The 20,254-nt window shown below is 66.0% G+C and carries 20 protein-coding genes; 3 read left to right on the top strand and 17 right to left on the bottom strand.

The features are described 5' to 3' along the window. Position 1 precedes the first annotated feature (1 nt). The 6 genes from AB0K80_RS08745 to AB0K80_RS08720 all read right to left on the bottom strand — a co-directional run bounded on the left by AB0K80_RS08745 (position 2) and on the right by AB0K80_RS08720 (position 3,820). The gene (locus tag AB0K80_RS08745; protein WP_268693090.1) at positions 2–196 is read right to left on the bottom strand and encodes a hypothetical protein; all 195 of its coding nucleotides are present in this window, start codon (positions 194–196) and stop codon (positions 2–4) included. Between the two features lie 20 nt (positions 197–216). Continuing rightward, entirely contained in the window at positions 217–903 is a 687-nt protein-coding gene (locus AB0K80_RS08740; RefSeq protein ID WP_268693089.1) for a DUF2637 domain-containing protein, read from the bottom strand. Beyond that, positions 903–1,106 carry a hypothetical protein gene (locus tag AB0K80_RS08735; protein ID WP_365667271.1) on the bottom strand — a complete coding sequence of 68 codons (204 nt, stop codon included), beginning with the start codon at positions 1,104–1,106 and terminating at the stop codon, positions 903–905. The genes AB0K80_RS08740 and AB0K80_RS08735 overlap by 1 nt, the downstream gene beginning before the upstream one ends. An 82-nt stretch (positions 1,107–1,188) precedes the next feature. Next, entirely contained in the window at positions 1,189–2,544 is a 1,356-nt protein-coding gene (locus AB0K80_RS08730) for an FtsK/SpoIIIE domain-containing protein (protein ID WP_365667269.1), read from the bottom strand. A gap of 2 nt (positions 2,545–2,546) precedes the next feature. After that, on the bottom strand, positions 2,547–2,903 hold the full coding sequence (locus AB0K80_RS08725) for a hypothetical protein (protein ID WP_171156182.1): 357 nt from the start codon (positions 2,901–2,903) through the stop codon (positions 2,547–2,549). 137 nt (positions 2,904–3,040) lie between these two features. Beyond that, entirely contained in the window at positions 3,041–3,820 is a 780-nt protein-coding gene (locus AB0K80_RS08720) for a GntR family transcriptional regulator (protein WP_365667267.1), read from the bottom strand. Between the two features lie 18 nt (positions 3,821–3,838). Here AB0K80_RS08720 and AB0K80_RS08715 point away from each other — a divergent pair, with 18 nt between their 5' ends. Next, a complete protein-coding gene (locus tag AB0K80_RS08715; RefSeq protein ID WP_167403930.1) occupies positions 3,839–4,303 on the top strand; it encodes an NUDIX domain-containing protein in 465 nt (154 codons plus the stop codon). A 318-nt stretch (positions 4,304–4,621) separates the two neighbouring features. On the opposite strand, the gene AB0K80_RS08710 is transcribed toward AB0K80_RS08715, so the two are convergent. Beyond that, positions 4,622–6,367: a DUF4209 domain-containing protein gene (locus AB0K80_RS08710; RefSeq protein ID WP_365667265.1), complete on the bottom strand. Its 1,746-nt coding sequence runs from the start codon at positions 6,365–6,367 to the stop codon at positions 4,622–4,624. A 1,799-nt stretch (positions 6,368–8,166) separates the two neighbouring features. On the opposite strand from AB0K80_RS08710, the gene AB0K80_RS08705 reads away from it, so the two are divergent. Then, positions 8,167–8,820 (top strand): hypothetical protein, encoded by a 654-nt coding sequence (locus tag AB0K80_RS08705; protein ID WP_365667263.1) that lies wholly within the window; start codon positions 8,167–8,169, stop codon positions 8,818–8,820. Positions 8,821–9,992: 1,172 nt separating this feature from the next. Here AB0K80_RS08705 and AB0K80_RS08700 read toward each other — a convergent pair. The 4 genes from AB0K80_RS08700 to AB0K80_RS08685 form a co-directional block, all read right to left on the bottom strand. Then, a complete protein-coding gene (locus tag AB0K80_RS08700; protein ID WP_365667261.1) occupies positions 9,993–10,295 on the bottom strand; it encodes a hypothetical protein in 303 nt (100 codons plus the stop codon). Further along, positions 10,292–11,035, bottom strand: a complete 744-nt coding sequence (locus tag AB0K80_RS08695) for a GntR family transcriptional regulator (protein WP_365667259.1) — start codon at positions 11,033–11,035, stop codon at positions 10,292–10,294. Before AB0K80_RS08695 ends, AB0K80_RS08700 begins: the two co-directional genes overlap by 4 nt. Then, the gene (locus AB0K80_RS08690; RefSeq protein ID WP_365667257.1) at positions 11,032–11,256 is read right to left on the bottom strand and encodes a hypothetical protein; all 225 of its coding nucleotides are present in this window, start codon (positions 11,254–11,256) and stop codon (positions 11,032–11,034) included. Before AB0K80_RS08690 ends, AB0K80_RS08695 begins: the two co-directional genes overlap by 4 nt. A 523-nt stretch (positions 11,257–11,779) precedes the next feature. Then, the gene (locus AB0K80_RS08685; protein ID WP_365667255.1) at positions 11,780–12,058 is read right to left on the bottom strand and encodes a hypothetical protein; all 279 of its coding nucleotides are present in this window, start codon (positions 12,056–12,058) and stop codon (positions 11,780–11,782) included. Positions 12,059–12,137: 79 nt separating this feature from the next. Between AB0K80_RS08685 and AB0K80_RS08680 the strand changes: the two genes are divergently transcribed. Then, positions 12,138–12,893, top strand: a complete 756-nt coding sequence (locus AB0K80_RS08680; RefSeq protein WP_365667253.1) for a GntR family transcriptional regulator — start codon at positions 12,138–12,140, stop codon at positions 12,891–12,893. Between the two features lie 1,112 nt (positions 12,894–14,005). Here the strand turns inward: AB0K80_RS08680 and AB0K80_RS08675 are convergent. The 6 genes from AB0K80_RS08675 to AB0K80_RS08650 form a co-directional block, all read right to left on the bottom strand. Then, a complete protein-coding gene (locus tag AB0K80_RS08675) occupies positions 14,006–14,872 on the bottom strand; it encodes a tyrosinase family protein (RefSeq protein WP_365667251.1) in 867 nt (288 codons plus the stop codon). Beyond that, a complete protein-coding gene (locus AB0K80_RS08670; RefSeq protein WP_365667249.1) occupies positions 14,856–15,323 on the bottom strand; it encodes a tyrosinase family oxidase copper chaperone in 468 nt (155 codons plus the stop codon). Before AB0K80_RS08670 ends, AB0K80_RS08675 begins: the two co-directional genes overlap by 17 nt. A 333-nt stretch (positions 15,324–15,656) precedes the next feature. Continuing rightward, the gene (locus tag AB0K80_RS08665) at positions 15,657–15,962 is read right to left on the bottom strand and encodes a hypothetical protein (RefSeq protein ID WP_365667247.1); all 306 of its coding nucleotides are present in this window, start codon (positions 15,960–15,962) and stop codon (positions 15,657–15,659) included. 791 nt (positions 15,963–16,753) lie between these two features. Further along, entirely contained in the window at positions 16,754–18,088 is a 1,335-nt protein-coding gene (locus AB0K80_RS08660) for an LPXTG cell wall anchor domain-containing protein (RefSeq protein ID WP_365667245.1), read from the bottom strand. Positions 18,089–18,977: 889 nt separating this feature from the next. After that, complete coding sequence (locus AB0K80_RS08655; protein WP_365667243.1) at positions 18,978–19,220, bottom strand: hypothetical protein; 243 nt, start codon at positions 19,218–19,220, stop codon at positions 18,978–18,980. A gap of 469 nt (positions 19,221–19,689) precedes the next feature. Further along, positions 19,690–20,001 (bottom strand): hypothetical protein, encoded by a 312-nt coding sequence (locus tag AB0K80_RS08650; protein ID WP_365667241.1) that lies wholly within the window; start codon positions 19,999–20,001, stop codon positions 19,690–19,692. Positions 20,002–20,254 lie beyond the last annotated feature (253 nt).

Below are 20,254 nucleotides of genomic sequence, written 5' to 3'. Positions count from 1 at the left end.
GTCAGTCGGTCTCCTCTCGGGTCGTGGCCGGGGCGGGGAAGCTGGCCCGGATGCCGGCGGCGGTGGCCGCGTCGGCGGTGAGGCGGGCGGCTTCCTCGGCGAGCAGGTGGGCGAGGAAGGGCCGGTTGGCGGCGGCCATCTCACGGGCACCGTCGAGGTAGTCGGAGGCGGTCAGGTCGCCCGGGTCACGGGTCACTGGTCTTCCTCTCTCGCCGATCAGGCGAGGTGGGCGGCGATGGCGTCGGCGAGGTGGGGTGGGACGCCGAGGCGGGAGCGCAAGGTGTCGGGGTCGATCGGGGCCCCGGTGCGAGCGCGGTACTCGTCGGCGACTTTGCGAGCGTGGTCGACCAGGACGGCGGGGACCTGAGGAGCGGGGGCCGCGGCGGGAGCTTGGTCCGAAGGGGCTTGGGCCGCGTCAGGCTCGTGCACGGCTTCTGTGGCCGAAGCGACTTCGAGGTCAGGTTCCTGCTGCTGGGCTGGGGGCTTCGCTCGCTCCGCCTCCACGACGGGTGCCGACGGAAGCGGCTCCGACTCCGCAACCGACGAGTGAGCGAGGAGCGTGCCGCCGAGGAAGGCAAGAGCAGGCCATCCGGCAATGCCGAGGCGGAGCAAGGCGGGCGGGTCGGCCAGGTCGAGGAACCCGGCGGTGGCGACGTTGGCGCCGAGCGAGGCGCATAGCGCGACCAGGAACCAGCACCAGGCCAGCCGGGACGGGCCCTCACTGCGCAGGCGCCGCCAGGCGGCCACCAGGAGCAGGTCGACGCTGACCGGGTAGGCCCACGCCTTCCAACCGTTCTGTCCGGCGGCGGAGGCCAGGTCGTGCAGATGCGCGAAGGACAGTGCGCCGGCGATGACGGCCTGCACCAGGACCGCGTCGACGCGGAGGCCGCGACGGGCGCCCATCAGGAGTCACCCGGGTAGGCGGGGCCACCATCGGGGTCGTAGCCGTCCGGGAACACACCGGGCGGCGGCTCGGGCAGGGAGACGGCGAGGGATGGACTGACGGCTTCAACGAAGTCCAGGTCGGCGCCGGTCATGTCGGCGTAAAGGGCGAGTTGGCCGAGCAGGAGCACGGTCCGGGCGAAGTCCTCGCAGTTCGGGCACACAGCGGGATCTCCCTTCTTCGGGCATGGCGGGGTAGGGACTTGGCGCGAAGGCGGTCACGCCGACCGGTGGGGATCCGAGAAGTCAGGCGGTGGCCGGGGACGGCTTGGCCGTCGGCGAGGGAGCGTCGGCCGAGCCGGAGAGAGCGGGCCGGAACGGAGCCAGCTCGGGCAGGTCCGGAGTCCGGTCGGCATGCCGGTTGCAGATGTTCACGGCCTGCCGGAGCGACGTGTGTGGGGCGCGGATGCGGTGCCATCCTCCGGACGAGTCGCCCGCGATAGCGAGCCCCCGCATCTCCGCCGGGATCTGGATGGCGGCGAGGACGGCGTCCGGGGCGATGTCACCGAAGGCCATGTTGGCGGACGTCTCGTCGTTGACACGGTGCGCGGTACGGCCGGTGAGCTGGGCGCGGAGCATGGTGATGCCCTTGCCGAGTTCGGAGCCGAAGCGCTGCCCACAGATTTCGAGGTAGATGCCGGCCGCACGGCCGAGCTGGGCGAGGCGGACCAGGGCGGTGATGATGCGGTCCCGGCGCTTCTCCTCATCCTTGTTGGCGTACAGGGCGAGTTCGGCAACCTCATCGACCAGGACCACGACCGGGGTCGGGCGCAGATCGGACGGCAGGTCCCAGATGTCTGCGGCAATATCCGCGTCCGGCACGTCTGCGGCGATGCGCTGCTGAGCCCGGATGACCTGATAGATGCGTTCCATCCGGGCCACGAGTGCATCAAGCACGTCGGCGGCGGTGTCGGGGTTGTCGGCCAGCGCGGAGAACCGGCGGGCCAGTGGGAACAGTTCAACCCCCTGCTTGCAGTCGATGCCGACGAGGGCGACGTCCATCGGGGCGAGGCCGGCGACCAGGTTGCGCTGGTAGACGGACTTGCCGGACTCCGTGGCCCCGAGGGTGAGGGCGTGGGGTATCGCCCGGTAGTCGCGGTAGTGCACCGAGCCGTCCTGCCGCAGGGCGACCGGGACCCGCATCGGCCGGGTCTCGGTCTCGGCCGGCATCTGCACCCGCTTGAGTACGTCGTAGCCGGTCATCCGCACCTCTACGACGCCGGAGCGCAGCTCCCGCGAGGTCACGCCGTACATGGAGAACGAGTGCCGGAGCCGGTCCGACGCAGCGGCGATGTCGAAGGCGTCCTGTCCGGGACGGAGCTTGAGCCGCACGACCAGGCCGGTGCGAGTCGGCCTCAGCCGCAGGATGCGCGGGGCCCGTGGCCCCGGTATCGGTCGGTTGGTGGCACGGGCGAGGGCAAGCCGCCACCGCGCGGGTGGCACGGTTAACCCGCACGCATCCATGACGGAGCCGTACCGGACCAGGACCCGCACCACGGCCAGCGCGACCCCGAAGGTCAACCAGTACCAGGCGGGGCGCCGCCACCGCAGAAGACCTACGACGGCGACGACCAGCACCAGGCAGACCGTGAAGCCGGTCATGATCAGGCCGCCTTGGGCCTTGCAGCGGCATCGGCGAGCGAGGTGACCGCGACCGCGCGGAACGCGATGCCGTGCCGCTTCTGGCCGTTGAAGTCGTTCTCCCAGGGCCGGGCGATCAGACCGGTAAGAGCGACCGGCGTGCCCATGGCCAGCTCGCCGGTGATGCCGGGCTCCGGGACGGTGATGGAGAGGATCTCCACCTCCTCGTTCGCCGCGAACATCACGTCGACCGTCATCAGCTTGGCCCCGGTCTCGGCGTCGGTGGCGATCTCACCGGTACGGCGGTCGCGGACCTTGACCTGCGGGGACTTGGCGACCATCACAACGGCGCCGGAGGTGTCAACGGGGATCTGACGCACAGAGACCACTCCTCTATAGGTGCTGGAGTTCGCCACTCAGTACATGAGTGTCATGAAGAAGAGTGCCCGACTCCTGTACATGAGTCAACCCGCCACGAAGAGGAACTCGTGGCGGGTTGCCGAGAGTTGAGTGCGCGTCAGTCGGCGGCAGGGATCCGGTACTCGAAAACGAACTGGTCAGCGGCCATGAGGGTGTCGCACACCTCGACCACGAGACCCGCGGTCGTACGAGCCTCACGGATCAGATGGACCACGGGCGCACCCGGACTCAGCGCCAGCTCCAAGGCTTCCGCCTTGGAAGCCGGCCTCGCTTGCAGCGTCTCGACGAACTCCGCGAACTCGTGTCCGTGGTCTTCGAGTCGGGCGTAGATGCCACCGCCCCCGGGGTTCTCAGCGAACAGCTCCGGGATGTCCTTCACGACGTCCCAAGGCAGGTACGACGTCGCGGTCTCGACCGGGGTACCGTTCCGGAAGTAGAGACGCCGGCGAGCCAGCACCTGTGTACCGACCGGTACGCCCAGTCGCTGGGCCGCATCCTCGGGCACCTCCATGGGCCCGATGTAGAGGACGCTCACCTTGGCGGTGGCCCCGGACTGCGCGGACTCCGCGAGGTAGGCCGCCTGCCCGCCCTGCCGGAGCGAACGCCGGAAGCGATCGGAGGAGCGGTGCCGGACCGGAGGTCGGTTCTTCACGATCGAGCCCTTGCCGTGCCGGGTCTCAACGAGCCCGCTCGCCCGCACCTCGACCATGGCCTTGCGGATCGTCCCGCCGGACACGCCGTAGCGCTCCACCAGCTCAGACTCACTCGGCACCATGTCGCCAGGCTTGAGAACTCCCGCCCGGATCTGTTGCACGATCTCGTCCGCGATCTGCACGTACCGAGGCCCGGATCCGACCCCTCCAGCCGCAGTTCCCATAGTCCTTCTCTGCCTCCTATGCTCCTCTACATGAGTCAAGCACAGGAAGTGACACCGTCTCCCCTGCACTCCGTCTCCGTAGCCGGAGTGGTGGTGCGCGAGGACGGCCGCCTCCTGGCGATCCGCCGAGCCGACAACGGCACCTGGGAGCTCCCCGGCGGCATCCTCGAACTCAACGAGACCCCCGAGGCCGGCGTAGCCCGCGAGGTCCTGGAGGAGACAGGCATCCACGTCGAGGTGGACGAGCTGACCGGCGTCTACAAGAACCTCACCCGTGGCATCGTGGCCCTGGTCTTCCGCTGCAAGCCGTCCGGTGGCACCGAGCGCACGTCGAGCGAGTCCACGGCGGTTTCCTGGCTCACGCCCGACGAGGTCAGCGAGCGCATGTCCGAGGTCTTCGCGGTCAGGCTCCTGGACGCCTTGGACGGCAACGGCCCCCACGTACGCAGCCACGACGGCAAGCGCCTCATCCCAGCGGGATAAAACCTTCTCTCCTTCATCAAGGCGGCTCGCTCCGCTCACCGCGCGCGGCCCGGCCCCCGGCCGGGCCTGCGCTCCTGTCTCCGCCCCGCTCCAGCCCGGCCGGCGCCCGTACCACGCATGGAGCAATCAACCACCTGTGGCAGAGACGAGAACGCCGCGACCTGACCAACCAGCTCAACTGGCCATGTTGTGAAAATCCAGCAGCCGAGCCACTTCGGCTGCTGACAACACGTGCGTGATGCTTCGCCTCGCAGCGCTCTCTCTCGGCCATGGGTAGCTCTCTGGGCAGGCCTTTGCCAATCAGATTCCGCTCGGTCATCAACCGTCAGCAGCATCGTCCGGATTAGGATTTAGCGACCACAAATAAACTGCAAGCTGCAGTACTACGGCAGCAGGCGGCATACCCACGTTCATAATAAACCCATGGGCTACTTCATTTCTGATATTCCAACCGCCAGCAGGGTTAGCGCAAACTGTTAGTGCGCATCGATGCCACGACTCATCCATGCCGTGGTCTTTCAAGATATCAAGCAGGTACCCCAATCCAGGATACTGCCCGGGTTTCTGATCGCGCTGAATTCGATAGACGCCTCGATCCATAGCGATCACTAGATTACGAACTATGGTCTCAAGTCTTGGGATAACGGTGAATGCCGCCCCTTCAGCATCTCCCATCCAATAGCGAATAAAGGCTCGTGCCAGCGCATGAGCCAGATCTTCATCGGTGAGTGGCGCTTGCGTAAAAAATTCCGCCAACTCGCTTTCGCTGGGGACTCCATATATATCGGCTATCCGCGAAAGAGCCATCGCCAGTATCGGGGCAAAGATCTGAGTGTTGTAAGACTCCTGCTCCGCAAGAGCCATGGCATCACGATCTCCGTCTGACTGAGGGCGATATCGTGGCAATCCGTCACCCCCGAGCAGTTCTTTCGAGAATAGTCCACTGAGCACAAACTCACGCGCATGTTGTTCCACTCTGGCCTTATTTTGCGCTAGGTCTCCAGTCGCTGGGCCATAGATCTGGTAGAGGCCAAGCAAAGCATTCTGCCAATTGCCTGCCCTCTCCATGGGTGCGAGCAAACGCTCAATCTCCGCACCGTCCATGCTGGTCGACGCCGTAAAGGTGGCTAGGCCCAGATCGTCCTTTCGCAGGTTCTGCAAGCTAGCAGCCGCACGCTCAATCAGTTCACGATCTTGACTTTCCTCAGCGCATTCGAGCGCTTTCTTTAGGTAGGCGGCTCGGACGATTCCCTTAGAGTGGTTCGCAGCCTCATTCCAGACCTCTACCAGATCCTCCCACAGCCCCCTTTTCGCTTCCGGACCCGAGGCCCTAGAAATTTGGCATCTCAAAATATTGTCGCGAATGAAAGGGTCGGTATATACGCTAAAGGCATCCTTCAGTAGATCGTCAACTCCGCTTGGTGGGTTGCGTTCCGCGAGAATGGATTCCATCAGGCGCATAAATACACCGGGGCGTTGGCCGTTTCCAGAGAGTTCCTGGCGCGCGTCCCTTATCAGTTGATGCGCGATCAGGTGTGCCTGATCGCTAGAGTTCACGGAGCGGGCGACCCTCAGACCAATACTCAAAAGTGCTGTTCGATCGAGACCTACTTCCCACTTCGTTGCAGCTGCTAGATAGCTTTTAGCTGCTGCGATCGCATACTCATGGGTCCGTCCAAAGCGTCGCTCAAATAGCAAATGCTGGAGGCGCGCCAATCCCCAGGGGGATGTCACTTTCAAAGTCAGCGCATGCCACACCTCAACAACCTCTTCGGCAACACTAGCAACCTTCGGCGGGTCTGCTTCTCCTGAAGGTCCATGAAAGCGTGGCTCCACTACCACCCTTTGCCGGTTATTGTCACACTCAACAAAGATTTTGTAATCGAAAGCCCAAAGAGCCGCCTTTATTGGAAGATCGGAAATCTCATCTACCGGAGAATCGCTTGGAATTTTGCTGAGCAAGGCCGTACGCAAAGCTCGGGCGGCTTCGAATTTCGACGGGGACTGGGCTGCCTGATCAATAGCAGAAGCTACGCTCTCAATTTGGCCATCTCGTGAGATCATGACCAGATTATCGCCATCTTTCGGTCAGCGCACCACCACTTTGCCAAATCTCGCCAGCGGCCCGGGTACGGCATCTACGACGTCTTAGGATTCCTACACCCCGAGTAGCCGCAGGCGCGGGGCGACCTTGGTCAACAAAGTTGGCTGCCGGTGACACAAGCGCGCTGAGGCTCGACGAAGAAGGTTGCAGGCCGCCGAGACTGTGCCCAAGCTGCTCACCTCAAGCGGAACTCATTCGTCTGAGGGCGATCTGTGCACTCATCCCGCCTGGATCTTCCACCTGCATCGTGGTTGCGGGTCGACCGTCGTGACTTGCTCTGGTCGACGGCACCGGCAACGTGGTGGAGGCCGGTGAGGGTGCAGCGAGGCATACGCGCACCTGGTCCGTCGACGCACCCGTCATCGTGGCTGACTGTCGTCGGCTGAGGTTGTGTTCTCTTTATTATCTCAGCAACTCTCGTCCTGAAGCCTGAAGCAGCCCAGGAACTTAGCGACCTGTGCTGTGACCCCAAAGGCGCCGGCGAACGCGGCGGCAGCCCATCGCAAAGATGTCCATGGTGCCTCGCCACACAGCATTGCCGCTTGCCCAGCGATGAGCGCGCAGACAACAGAAATGAGAAGAATGATTGCGACGTAATGCGACTTGCAGTCACGAGCAGTCACTTCGAACGGTCCTAACCTTCAGGTAGCCGTCTCGGTGCGCAGGTGCACCAGGAGACGGCTATAGCCAATCTCTGATGCCCTACGCAGTCGCTCGTCTGCGTTCTCCCGACCGTCAAAGCGGCTTAGCTCGTTACCGGGTGCCCCGGGAGATTCGGGGAGGCACGCGAGGACGTTAGCGTCCGTCAGGCCCTCAATGCAACAGCCGAGGGTTGGCTGAGTTAGGGGATGCCTGGGCCCTCGCTGGCCTGCGCCACGCTCCCGCCATCGACCGGACCAAGCAGGACGCCCCAGGGACCCGTCATTGGGGCTGACTGCCGTTGGCTGGGGTACAGGCGAGCCTGTACCAATTAAATCGAGCCAACACGAGGCGCTACGTTACCTTCCGGTACATGACGTGGGAGTCATCCTGCTGTCCGCAACGCGACCTCCCGGCGCGATCAAGGTGACTCATCGTAATTTCCGTGCTGGGTGGCATATCCGAGAGTAACCGGGTCGTGTCGGTTTCATGGCCGATCCTCGCTAGCCTCCTGCCGGTAGATGAAGAGCCCACCTGACCGCGCATGCTGGCAGGCCGAGCGGCAGGTGGGCGACTGAACCCGGAGGCTCAGCCATGAGTTTGTCCCTTGCAGAGCACTGCGTGTCAAACCCACGACGGCAACTGTGCGTTGTAACGATCCTCGTAGTGGTCCTGGTCGTGTCGCCAACTTGGGCCAGGATGGTGGGTGCTTACGCGGACGCTACGGCCTTCCTCGCACTGTTCCTCGCAGCCAGCGGTACAGCAACGAAGTACAGCAACCCCAGCAACCGCCCATGACCGATAGCCACTCCCAGGGGCCGCATGGTGCCCTGCATGATCCCTGCTGATCGATCTATGTAGAGCTACGGATCAGAAGGTCGCGGCCGTGGTGTGCGCATCACGGCCGCACCACAAGCGCACCAGATCGAGCGGGGAACAGGGGGGAACCACGGTGAAAGCAGCCGGGTTCGACGAAGCCCTGTCTTGACCGTTCGTGCAGGTCAGTACCCGAATCAGCCTCAAATGATCGCAGCTTCCCAAGCTGATGGCTCGTCGTTCGCCCCGTAACGATCAAGCATCATCGCGACAGCGGCTACGGCGCCGGTGTGATGATCTCGCCATGGCCAGCGAGGACACCTCAACTTACGACAGTGGCTCAGCCGTGGACTCTCCCATGGAAGCGGCTGCGGCTCTCACGAAGCGCCGTCGTAACCCTGCAAAGAGCATGCTGATCCTCACCGCAGTGCTCTCTCTTGCTGTCGGCGCCGGCCTCGGCTACGCCATCGCGCACTCATCTGGGTCTACAAGCGCCTCGGCGCCTGGAGACGCTCCGATCATTGCCGGGGTCAGCAAGAAGACCGTCTGCAAGCTCGTGAGCGATGCGATGCAACAGCAGTTCAGCATCAGAGAGGCATCTCCTATGGCTGAGGAGAAGGGTGGCGCCTCCTGCTATCTGCTGATGACACAGGACGACGCGGCTGAACCAGCCGGGTTCGTGGTCGCCTTCTACCCCACCACAGAGTCCTTGCAGCAGACGGTAGATGGTACAGACGTAATCCCAGAGAAGGCAGAGCCGTTGCTGATCGAAGGGCGTGCCGCTGCCCGACAAGTCCTGTACGGCGACGCCTGGAAAGCTCAGCTCACCGTTGACGTAGGCGATGGAGGAACGCTCTACGTTGAGCGGTTCGGCCCCAAGGATTCACTGTCGGACCGAGAGCTCCGTCGGTCTGTCGACGACCTAGCCACAAGTGTTCTCAAGCGCCAGAAAGTGTGAGGTCAGCGAGCGGCCAACGTAGGCACAACGCCCGCTAGCACCGAACTCGTCTGCGTGTCTAACTGCGTGACAACGCCGACGCACAGCGGCGGACGACCGCGGACGTCCGTGGATAGTCACGGCAGGTGAGAGGCACACCGACCCAAGGTCAACCGCTTACCCAAGTTGCCTCGGGACGAAGAAGTCACCGCGCAATGTCTCGGCACCAGGGTTGCGCCGCCGCAGCTCGACCTAACGGACGTCGATCAGGCAGCGTAGCTGAGGTCGGTGGGGGCCGCGCTGCACGCGCGCGCCTGATCGGTCGACGCAAGCGCCATCGTGGCTGACTGTCGTCGGCCGGGGTTCATACCTGGGTCCACCGCACACCGGTGCTCCTCCTTGTCTGGGCCATCCACCGACCTAGCTACGCGTTGTCCTGATTCGACCATCGCGAAGCCCTCAGGCGCCCTACAGTGGCCTAGTCGAGAGCGCTGACCGAGGAGGAGCTCTCATGCGATGCCCCTTCTGTTCAGCGTCCACGGTCGTGGTGGACATCCGCGAAGACGAGCACGGTTCCGTCCGGCGACGCCGGCAGTGTGCCGCATGTCAGCGAAGGTTCATGACCGTTGAGACCGGTTCGCTGGTCGCTATCGCGCGTACCGGAATCACGGATCCCTTTTCGCGGCAGCGACTGATCACAGGCGTCCGCACGGCAGCACGCCGAAACGGTCGCGTTGTCCATGCGCTCGCTCGATCTGGCAGGTCGAAGAGGCGCCTCCTAGCCAGCCCCGCTATCTGCCGCCAGCCTGAACACCAGTTGATTGAAACCAGCACGAACGGCGCTTGGTCGCCGTTCACGCTGGTTCCTGCTTCGGGCCGGGGCTGATCCAGCGTCGCCGCTCTAGTCATCTGATTCCGCACGCGAGGAGCGCGGTGCGCGGTCCGGCCCTTGAGCGCACCCACGCCTTCATGGGATCACTGATCCACGACCTTGCCATCAACATCCTCAGTGGCGTCCTGGTCAGTCTGACTGGACTAGCACTCCGGAGGCTGCGTCAACGCCACATCCGCAGGCACAACGAGCTGCCATCAGCGACTGAGAGCGATACCGGCGAATAGCGGCGGGCACATAGCCCACGGCATCCGACGAGGTCACAGCCGTGGGCTTCTTCTGTCGCGTTGGTCAGCGGTCCTCAGGAGCGATGTCGGTCGCTCACCGCCAGGAGGTGACCGCGGCTGACTGCAACGCGGAGAACATCCCGCAGCGCCCCGGCCAGTTCCCTCGCCAGCGGGTGCAAGTCCTCCAGGTCGGCGTCCTGGTCGTCAAGGGTCTCGGAGGTATGCTCCAGCAACTCGGCCGCCGTGCCCAGTTGTACCGCTTCGATGTTGTCCGCCAGGCGGGACATGTAGCTGGCCTTGTCGTCGGTGTCCAAGTAGCAGGGCTTCCCGCCGGGCCCCGACCACGGGAGGAGGCGCAGTTGGTTCGGTGCCGTCATCGTTGGGTTCCCTTCTCATCAATAACGTCGTGGGTGGTGAAGACCGCGTCGGCGCGATCCCCTGGGAACACGAGGAGCGCGGCCTCGACGACTCGACCGGTGGAGTCGGTCGCGACCCGGGTGATCGCGAGGGCTGACGCCGTTGGACCGATCCGGAGGGTGGATGCCTCGTCCGGTGTCGGTGGACGAGCGCATACCGTCTCCCGGACAGTTGCCGGTGCCGAGCCGAGGACGGCGAATCTCGTGGCCGTGTTCCGCCATGGAGAGTCGTCGCCCAGCACCCCGGCCGGCGCCAGGTCGCGCGGGATGTAGATGCGGGCCAGACCGTGCGGTGAGTCCCCCTCGTGGCTGATGCAGAAGAACTCAGCGACAGGGCTGCCCGTCGGCACCCTCAGCAAGGTCGTCAGGTGGCCGTCTGCCTGCACGGTGGTGGTACGGACAGTGACGCGCATGGCCGCTTCAGCGGCGGTCCAGGGATCCAGCGTTCCCCATCCCCCGACGTACACGATCTTGCGGAGGGAGCGGCGGACGAAGTTGCCCTTTCCGTGGATCTTCTCGACAAGACCTTCGCCCTGGAGGACTGCGAGCGCGCTCCGCAATGTGGTCGTACTGACCTTGTACCGGTCGGCCAGGTCTGCCTCGGACGGCAGGCGTGCACCCGGTTTGACTTCGCCGGTTGTGATCTGGCGCCGCAGATCGTCGGCGATGTCGTGATGGCGTGAAGGCACGAACCGGGTCACCGCCTTCTCCGCACGCGAACGGCGACGAGCCGGGTTCGCGTGTGTATGGTCAGCAACTCGCCCGACTCGAAGAGGAGTCGCTTGGCGCCTTGAGGGAGTTGGACGAGGTCCATAACCCGGCACGCTCTGCCGCCCAGTTGAATGACGTCGCCACACTGCACGGTGGCTGCCGTGACTTCGACCATGGAAACCAGCGCGCCACCCGGTGCCCGGCGGCTCACCGCTGCGTCTCCCTCGGCGCGGAGTGGTCCGAGATCGAGTGACACGGGCAGGCACACGTCTCATAGACAACCGGCAGGTCGACCGGCGCGGAGACGGGAGAGGACTCCGTGCAGAACGGGTGTGTGCCCATACGGCAGGCGGTCGACCGGTAGGGGACGGCCGAAGCGTCGGTGACACGAAGCTGTTGGCGTGGAGACATCAGCCGGCCCCCGCGAGGGTCGCCCAGGCTTCAGCCGGCAGATGGGAAGCGACGAACACCGCCCGTGGCCGTACTCGTTCCTCCCAGGCCAGCACGTAGGGGCGGACGAGTGCGTTGTCCTCCCCTGCGAGCGGGAGTCGATGGTCGGCGCTGTCGGAGACCCGGCCCAGTGGCCGCCTCGACGCATCGGCGGACGCCGGAATGGTGGGGGCGACCGTCGGCAGGGAGGGCGTTAAGGGGCGGCGGTGCCTGCCCTTGGGGGTGTACCGCGCTCTGGCGAGCGAGACGGCACGGCGGATACGGTTGAGCACGCTGCTCAGCTCCTATCGCTGATGGCTCGGTCCCCCGACATCGCCCGTCGCGGGGACCGCTTTGTGTACGACCGCCCAGAGGGTGCGGCCGTCCAGGCTGGTGGCGAGGAGACCGAACCGATCGGCCTCGGCCACGGCTTCCAGGGCATTCCGCCATGAGTCGGCGGAGAGCGCTTCCGGTACCTCCGCCTCGATCGACGTGTACCGGTCGTGCTCCTCCACGCGCGTGGCGAGCCCGATGGCGGACAGCCGGGCGGCGATGGCCGCCGCGCGAGATCCCGAAGCGGGCACAGGGCAGCCTCCGTCAACCGGCGATCACTTTCAGTGAAGCTAGTTAACTAGATTAGAGCTAGTGGACTAGATTTTCCATATGCCTGAGCAGCCGCCCTATCTCCGCATCGCCGACGAACTCCGGCGCCGGATCGCGGAACACGAGTGGGAGCCGGGAGATCGGCTCCCCTCCCGTGCCCAGATCGGCCAGGAGTGCGGTGTGGGTGAGAACGTGGTTCGCCGGGCACAAGAGCTGCTGATTTCCCAGGGTGTCCTGGAGGGCCGCGCCGGTTCCGGCACGTACGTCGCCGAGCCCCGGCAACGGGTGCGGATCGTGCGTTCGTCGGCGCGTGAGCAGCCCGACGGGTCGCCGTTTCGCGCGGACATGAAGGCCATGGGTAAACAGGGCGACTGGGAGAGCCGGACCGACGCCAAGGTGCCGGCCCCGGCCGACATCGCGGCCCGGCTGGGCATCTCCGAGGGTGACCTGTGCGTCAGGACGACGTACGAGTTCCTCGCCGACGGCAGGCCGGTGCAGCTGTCGACCAGTTGGGAGCCATACGACCTCACCGCCGGCACTCTTGTCGTCCTCCCCGAGGGAGGGCCGCATGCCGGGGCGGGAGTCGTGAACCGCATGGCGGCGATCGGCGTCACCGTCAGCCATGCCGTGGAGCAGCCGGAGCCACGACAGGCGACCGCCGAGGAGGCCTCACTTCTGGGCATCCAGAAGGCCGCACTCGTCACCCACATCCGGCGGACCTACTACAGCGATCAGGGGCGGCCCGTGGAGACGGCGGACATCGTGGTGCCCGCCGCCCACTGCGAGATCGTCTACGAGATCCCGATCAACCGGTGACGGTTCTGGGCCGTTGCGCTCCCAGTGACTATCCATCACACCTCCCGTACCCCTGTGGCTCCACAGTGCGCGCCACGAGGGGGGAAGTCAGCCTCGTAAAAGAGGCTTTTTGTGATCTTGATGCCTCGATCCGGTCTCCGGATACTTGGCCGCCACCAGTCGAATGCGTGTCGAAGGCTGGTCCACGAGACGCCGAGCACGGGAAGAGGGGCAGGTAAGAAAGGGTGCGATTCGCGACCCACCAAGCGCCTTCTAAGCGCTTGGCCGCAGGTTCGAGTCCTGCCGGGGGCGCACACAGCCTCTCACCTGCGACAACGCGTGAGGGGCTCTTTCATGTCCGGATGCACATCGCACTACGAACAGGCACCTTCGCCTGTCCACGATCGTGGTCGCACACCTGTGGACGATCAGCGCAGCTCTGAGGGATACATGCCCCAGGGTCGAGGGCTCGTCCAAGTTGCTTCGGGACGAAGAGGTCCCAGCTTCAAGTTCCCCACCACGGGATCAGGTCACAAGGCCCGCAGGTCTGCCTGCGAGCCTTCCGCCTGCGGCGGTGATGCGGTGGCAAGGAGCGCGTGGCTCAGCGAGGCGCGTGCGAAGCCGGGGGTGGCCCGAATGTGGGCGGTACTGGAGGTCCACGCCGCCCGACGCCAGCCGAAGGCCAGCTCGGGCCCGAACAAGACGGCGGCCGCACCATCGAAGGAGTCGGAGTCCAGCTGGCCCAGCGCTTCCTCGCGATGACCTGCGCGATCTGGCACAGACGCACCATCGGCGCCCCCATCACCAGGTCGCCGATGGCCTACGACCACTGAGCCACGTCAGAGCTACTCGTCCAGGTGCCGCAGACCAACTGCGAGACGTACCACGGCAGAAGGGGTCGAGAACATCCAGGGCTGCCTGGGCTTGGGGCGATGCCACGACGCCCTGATCGGGTCGCCCGTGCGGCCCCCCGCCGACCCGGTGACATGCGCGGCCCGGGTGACGCCCGGGCGGACGGCCGAGTGCCTGCATCACCGCCCGCTCGGTCGAGCAGCCCGGCGATACCCGGCCGGGAAGGCGGCCGTGCGCGTTCCTGCCGCGCGTCCGGCCACAGCCCTGCGTCGCTCGCCCTGCTACCCGTACCGGTAGATGGCGCTGTGGTCCTCCAGCTCATCAGGGGTCACGTCCCACGGCGGCATCCTCTGGTGCCGGGCGATGACCCTGCCGCGCTGGGCGTCGCCCTGGGGAAGCCGCTTCGCGGGGAGGTAACGGGCCTTAGGGTGCCGCCGCTGCCAGCGGGACCAGAGGAGGTCGACGAAGGCGTGGTGCATCCAGAAGACGGGGTCGTTGACGGACGCGCCGCCCGCCATGTGCCCGCCGACCCAACGGTGGACCCGGTTGTGCATGAGCCACGACGCGGACCCCCCGCCTTGACCCCACCCTTCCAGCTTGTTGCGGAACCCCCGGGCGGAGGTGGAGTTCCAGGGGGAGGTGTCGTAGACGGGATCCTTGAGCGCCCTGTCGACATCAGCGGTCGTGGGCAGCGCGATCGGGTCCCGGCGGCGGCCCAGATCCCGCATCAGGTACTCGGTTTCGGTGACCCCGACCCTGATGGTCCACTGGCCGTTGCGAAAGGCGAAGGGACCGGACATCACCTGCCGGTCGGACTGCCGCCCGTTGCCGCCGAGCAGGTCGTCGGTCCACGGTACGGCCCTCAGGTTGCGGTCGCGCGTCCAGTCCCAGTACGGCACGGTCACCGAATCGTCCACGCGGCGCAGCGCGTTTTCCAGGTCGAGCAGAAACCTGCGGTGCCAGGGCAGGAAGGAGGGTGTCATATGAGCGGCACGCAGGCCGCTCTCACCGTCGGGGACGAAGTACCGGAGGTGCACGCGCACGAACTCGTCGTACTCGCCGCGCCGTTTGACTTCGAGCAGCGCGGCCACGAAGCGCCGCCGCTCGGACCGGGTGAGCGTGCTGACGTCCTTACGGGTGTAGACCACTGGAGTGCTCCCTTTCGGCTCGGCTGCTGCCGCTCGGCGCGACGCCGTGGTCGGGATGGCCGCCCCCGTCGTCCTGCGTGCTCAGCAGGGTTGCCGGGCCCAGTTCGTCGACGGCGGCCCGGGCGGCGGCGAGGGGGGTCGGATAGGACTGGTAGTGGTCCACCATGGTCATCCAGTCACCGTCGGCCCGGCGCATCAGGTGCAGGGGCCGGCCGTCCACGCTGACGTGCCACGTGACCACACCTCGGTTCCCGAACGCTTCCGTGCCGTACCGGACGCCCACGATGCGGCGCCCGCCATAGGTGATGTCGAATCCCTCCGCGTCCGCCGGGCGCCGACCCTCTCCGGCCGGGCCGGACGCCCCTGGAGTCGACCCCGAGGCCGCCAGGGCCGGGGCGAGCGCCACCCCTGCCGCTGACGTGAACAGCCCCTGAAGCACTCGCCGTCGCATCGGGGTCTTCGCACGGTGGTTGGCGGACGAGCCGGCTGGGCGGCTTGTGGGTTCAGCCGCGGGTTCCACCGGCTCCGCCGGGGGCTGCGGCTTCCCGAACATCCCCCGGCGCCCCTGAGACGACCGGGGTGGGTGGTTGGTTGGCAATGTCCGTCTCCTCTTCGTCCGAGAGGCAGTGGTCGACGTGGCCGGACCTGTGGCACACGGGTCGAGGGGACGATCCCGCCACGGGGCACCATCGGCCGGAGGAAGCCGGCAGTGCCCGGAAAATCCGGCGGGAAGCCCGGAACGACAGTTCGTACGACAGGGCGATCCGAAGGCGCGCCCCACTGCTCATCTGTGCTGAGCGATGCCGCCGAGCACTCGCCCGTGCGCCCAGTCGAGGGCACCCCGCGCATCCCTCGCACCCTCCGCGGCGCTCCTGGCGTCCTTCACGCGCTTGGCCGCCTTCGCACCCTCGGTGTCCTCGGCAGTAGCGAGGTCTTCGATCGGACCGAGGCGGTGGTCGGTGAGTTCGTCCAGCGCTCGGCTGGTCCTGGCCCGCCGTGCCTCACCAGCGTCGAGGGCGACAGCGGGCGCGGCGGTGCCGGCGACGACAGCAGATGCGGCCAGGGCGGCGCAGGCCTCCGGAAACTTCATGCGTTCCCTTCCTTCAGCAACTCGAGCGTCACCTGGGCGATGTGGGGCGGGGCTTCGCCGCCTTCAACGAGTGCCGGGCGCCAACGGAAACCCCCGTGAGACGAGGAATCCCGCGACCGCCACGGAAGCTCACCCGAACGACGGGCTCCTGCGGTCAGGCTGTCCCATCCTCAGATCAACCTCCAGAATGTCGGCAGCAGCAGGGCGAGCAGGTCACTCACCGGGTCCGCGTGGACCCGCGCCTCGGTCTCCGTCGCGCTGCCCGCCAGTGCGCGTCGACACCGCCGGAGCGCTCGGTGCCGCGGGGGTTCGCGCCGCGCTGGGGGTGGTGGCCGCCAGGGCGGCGGGTGCGGTGACGCCGAGCAGGAGCGCGGCGCAGAGAACAGCTGCCGACCAGCTCCGCGCGAGCGGATCGCCGGCTTTCCCTGCCGTCGCCTGGAGACGGGCCGACTCCCCGACAGTCCCGCCAAGCGGGTCCTCGACGTCCTGGTCGCAGGGCCGTCGATGTACGCGTTGTCGAACCGGGTGCGGTCCTCGATGGAGGTGTCACCGCGCAGCCCCGTGGATCTGGGCGCTGCCGCCCGCCACCGCATGCGGACGGGCATCGCCGGGCTGCGAACTCCACGTGGTGCGGCAGCCCGTATGGGATCTGACTGAGCCTGGCGACGTAGTACGGGCATTGGCTACCCGCACGAGTGAGTCATGGCCGAGGTGAGGTCCTGAGCCCGATGGATCCGGAACGGACTCGAGTGCCGGACGCCAAGCGTCCGGCACCCGGTAGGAAGGGAACGCTACCGACGGGACCAGACTCGTCCCCGCCGGTACAGGATGACGCCGCCCGCCAACAGGAACGCGGCGGCGCCCGAGGCCGCGAGCATCTCCCCGCCCCCGGTCTGTGGGAGGGAAGGCCTGTCCGCCGGAGGCTTGGTGTGCGGGGGCGACGTGGGCGGCTTCGTCACCGGTGGAGTCGTGTGAGGCGGCGTCGGCGTGGGCGGCGTTTCACCGTACCCACCGTCGTCGCCGTAACCAGGCTCCTCGTGACCGTACCCGCCGTCGTCGCCGTAACCAGGCTCCTCGTGGCCGTAGTCGGCGTCGTCGCCGTAACCAGGCTCCTCGTGGCCGTAGTCGGCGTCGTCGCCGTAACCAGGGTCCTCGTGGCCGTAGTCGGCGTCCTTGCCGTAACCAGGGTCCTCGTGGCCGTAGTCGGCGTCCTTGCCGTAGTCGCCGTCCTCGCCGTAACCGGGGTCCTGTGACGCCGACGGCTTCACCTCGGCCGGCGGCGTGCTGGGAGACTGCGTGGGCGGCGTTGCACCGTAGCCGTCCGGCTCCTCCGACTCCTCACCGCCGTCCTCGTCCCCGTAGCCGCTCTCCTCGTCGACGGAACCGGCTTCCTCGGAGGCTTGGACTGAGTCGTCGCCGTCGGCGTCTTGCGACACCGGCGGCTTCACCGCGGCCGGTACGGCGTCCTGTGACGCCGACGGCTTCACCTCCGCCGGCACGGCGTCCTGCGACACCGACGGCTTCTCCGCGGCCGGCACGGCGTCCTGCGACGCCGACGGCTTCTCCGCGGCCGGCACGGCGTCCTGCGACGCCGACGGCTTCACCTCGGCCGGCACGGCGTCCTGCGACACCGACGGCTTCACCTCCGCCGGCAGCGTGCTGGGAGACTGCGTGGGCGGCGTTGCACCGTAGCCGTCCGGCTCCTCCGACTCCTCACCGCCGTCGCCGTCCCCGTAGCGGCTCTGCTCGTCGACCCTGCTGCCGGCCCGCTCACCGCTGTCGTCGGCGACGGACACGGCGGCCGGCTGCTTGCCCTTCGGCGTGGCCGGAAGGCTCTGTACCGACGTGCCGGGGTGGCTCTCCTGCTCATCGGAGCCGTCGATGCGAACGGAGTTGGGGGCACCGTTCGCCCCCCGCGTGCTCGTGCCGCTGGTGCAGCCGTTCCCGGCGGAGGGCCCGTTCACGGCTGTCTCACCAGAGGAGCGGCCGCAGGGGTTTGCGGGAGCCTCGCCGTGCGAGTCCGCCAACGCCGGAATACCGCACAGGGGCAGGATGCTCGTCGCGGCCGCAGCCACAACCAGCCCCTTGCTCAGTTTCTTTCGCAATCTCGTCGTCTTCCTGCTCAAGGAAAGAGGAAAGGGGGAACAGCCGGCCCTGACCAGAAGAGGGAAATACCAGGGCAGGCCCACACCACAGCGGACCGGAAGGCGCTGCGGAGAAACCGGTACATGTTGCACTGAGAGATCGACAAGGGAGTGACTGTACGAGATCCGGCTCGCCGAGCTGTACACCACGGCGCGCGGCTTTCCGTCAGCGCTTCCCTCGCTTCTTGCGGTGGGACCCCGAGGCGGCTTCCCTCCTCCCGTAGTTTCTCCTCCGCCTGATCTTCTGACTGGTCCAGTGATGGGATCCGGTGAAGTGCCAGTATCGACAACCCGAGCACCGGTAAATACGGTCAGGGTTTTTCTCCAGCAAGGGCTGCTTGACCAGCCAGAGCCTTGCCTCGGATTCGGTACGGAAAGAGGCTTTCCTTGTATCCGGGCATCGCGGCAAGATGATCATATCACTTACACCCTCCGGAATAAGCGTTTCGCAACCCCCTTCAGCTGAAGGGCGGAACACGATGGTGCATCCGCAAGAAATCTGCATCAAGCAGGTGACACTCGTTTGGAGTAGCAAGCTCCCAACTTCACCCGTGTGGCCCTGTCGGACACTGATGCCAGTGTGCCTTAATCGGCTGATGCACGGACTTATGGTTGCGACACATGGACCAGCCGGCCGACCCAAAAAGGCGGCCATCGCCAAAGGGGACGGCCGCCTCCGGTGCTTCACGCTGATGACGCAATGGGACGAAAGCGCCCCTCCCTCCGTTCAATGAGGATGCTCACCTCATCGACCCGCCAGGGAGAGACGCTTTCAAGTCGGGCCTGCGTCCCGAGGGAAATCGAGACGAGACCCGTGACCGCCCGACGGGAGTCGAACGATCGAAAGCCGACCCAGTGGACTCAGGCCCGGTCAGGCGGCTCCGTCGACAGCGTCAACGTCCCCGACCGTGACCGTGACCGTGGCGGTGGCCGTGTTGTCGTTGTCGTTGGTGTTGGCGTTCGAGTTGTTGTTCTCGTTCACGATGACAATGGACTCACCGTTGCCGTTGCCGTTGTCATCGCCGCCGCACGCGCTGGCAGCCGAGGCGGAGCCCGCGAGGAGAGCCACCGCCGCGAGGGTCGACGCAGCGCCGCGCTTCATGGTCATGCGCATTTCTATCTCCGTTCTTTTTCTTCCCTGTCGGAAGAACAAAATAGATACTGCCTCGACATCGGAGACCGTACAACTTGAAAGGCCCCTGGGCCCGGGATTTCATCCATATGGCCCTGCACTGCAGTCGTGTTCATTATGAGGACCAGGCCACCACCGGGCCGGCCACCCGATGGAACGTGGAAACCAGTAGAGCCGACCGCCACAGGCGACCGGCCTCCATGGGTACTTCGCTTACTTACTGGACGCGACCCGGAATGACAGCAAGCGAAATGCGCGGCTTGACGCCGCGCATTCGCCTTAGGCTGTCACCGCTCGAGCGGGTCTCCTTTTCCTCGGCGGACGAGGAGGTAACCTCATCCGCCGGTCAGGAAAAGGTACCGCGGGTCGAGCCGCGGCCCCCGAGAGAATCGAGTGAACGTCGAACTGAACTCGAACGATCACAAAACGACCCCATAGGGCTCAGTCAGCGTCAGAGAACCAGGCCCAGGAAGTCGCCCAGGATGCTCGGGTTGGAGCTCTGAGCGGCTGCACCCGCCGCGCCACCGTCGACGCCGTCCTCGTCGTCGACAACGTCCGCCAGGTCGATGTCGACATCGGCCGTGGCCGTGGCGGTGTTGTCGTTGTCGTTGGTGTTGCTGTTCGTGTTGTTGTTCTCGTTGACGATGACGATACCCGGCTCGTCACCCTCGACCTCAGCCGCGCTGGCAACCGCGGCAGATCCCGCGAGGAGGGCCACCGCCGCGAGGGTCGACGCAGCTCCCCGCTTCATGGTCTTGCGCATTGATATCTCCGTTCTGTTTCTTCCAGGCTGGAAGGACGGGACAAGTATTGCCTCAACTCCGGGGCACGCTCCACTTGGAATGCCCGTAGCCCCGGAACTTCATCCACATGGCCCTCTTGGACGGATGATATGAAGTAAGAAATTCCCAGGTCGCGGCATATGCATCAACCCATCGGAGTAATGACACACTGGTGGCGCAGCAGAGTCGAATCACACTCTCATCCCCCGTCCGAATGCGCGACCGATGGATGTC

The sequence above is a fragment of the Streptomyces sp. NPDC052682 genome (assembly GCF_040678435.1).
In the GTDB taxonomy this organism is placed as follows: Bacteria; Actinomycetota; Actinomycetes; order Streptomycetales; family Streptomycetaceae; genus Streptomyces.
The sequence above is the reverse complement of the archived record's forward strand: the minus strand, read 5'-3'. Positions and strand labels throughout refer to the sequence as shown.

What these genes read in the sequence shown, in the direction of transcription:
- AB0K80_RS08655 (WP_365667243.1), bottom strand. Translation starts at nt 19,220, where the DNA reads ATGCGCATGACCATGAAGCGCGGCGCTGCGTCGACCCTCGCGGCGGTG.
- AB0K80_RS08665 (WP_365667247.1), bottom strand. Translation starts at nt 15,962, where the DNA reads ATGAAGTTTCCGGAGGCCTGCGCCGCCCTGGCCGCATCTGCTGTCGTC.
- AB0K80_RS08710 (WP_365667265.1), bottom strand. Translation starts at nt 6,367, where the DNA reads ATGATCTCACGAGATGGCCAAATTGAGAGCGTAGCTTCTGCTATTGAT.
- AB0K80_RS08650 (WP_365667241.1), bottom strand. Translation starts at nt 20,001, where the DNA reads ATGCGCAAGACCATGAAGCGGGGAGCTGCGTCGACCCTCGCGGCGGTG.
- AB0K80_RS08680 (WP_365667253.1), top strand. Translation starts at nt 12,138, where the DNA reads ATGCCTGAGCAGCCGCCCTATCTCCGCATCGCCGACGAACTCCGGCGC.
- AB0K80_RS08705 (WP_365667263.1), top strand. Translation starts at nt 8,167, where the DNA reads ATGGCCAGCGAGGACACCTCAACTTACGACAGTGGCTCAGCCGTGGAC.
- AB0K80_RS08700 (WP_365667261.1), bottom strand. Translation starts at nt 10,295, where the DNA reads ATGACGGCACCGAACCAACTGCGCCTCCTCCCGTGGTCGGGGCCCGGC.
- AB0K80_RS08670 (WP_365667249.1), bottom strand. Translation starts at nt 15,323, where the DNA reads ATGCGACGGCGAGTGCTTCAGGGGCTGTTCACGTCAGCGGCAGGGGTG.
- AB0K80_RS08730 (WP_365667269.1), bottom strand. Translation starts at nt 2,544, where the DNA reads ATGACCGGCTTCACGGTCTGCCTGGTGCTGGTCGTCGCCGTCGTAGGT.
- AB0K80_RS08720 (WP_365667267.1), bottom strand. Translation starts at nt 3,820, where the DNA reads ATGGGAACTGCGGCTGGAGGGGTCGGATCCGGGCCTCGGTACGTGCAG.
- AB0K80_RS08715 (WP_167403930.1), top strand. Translation starts at nt 3,839, where the DNA reads ATGCTCCTCTACATGAGTCAAGCACAGGAAGTGACACCGTCTCCCCTG.
- AB0K80_RS08740 (WP_268693089.1), bottom strand. Translation starts at nt 903, where the DNA reads ATGGGCGCCCGTCGCGGCCTCCGCGTCGACGCGGTCCTGGTGCAGGCC.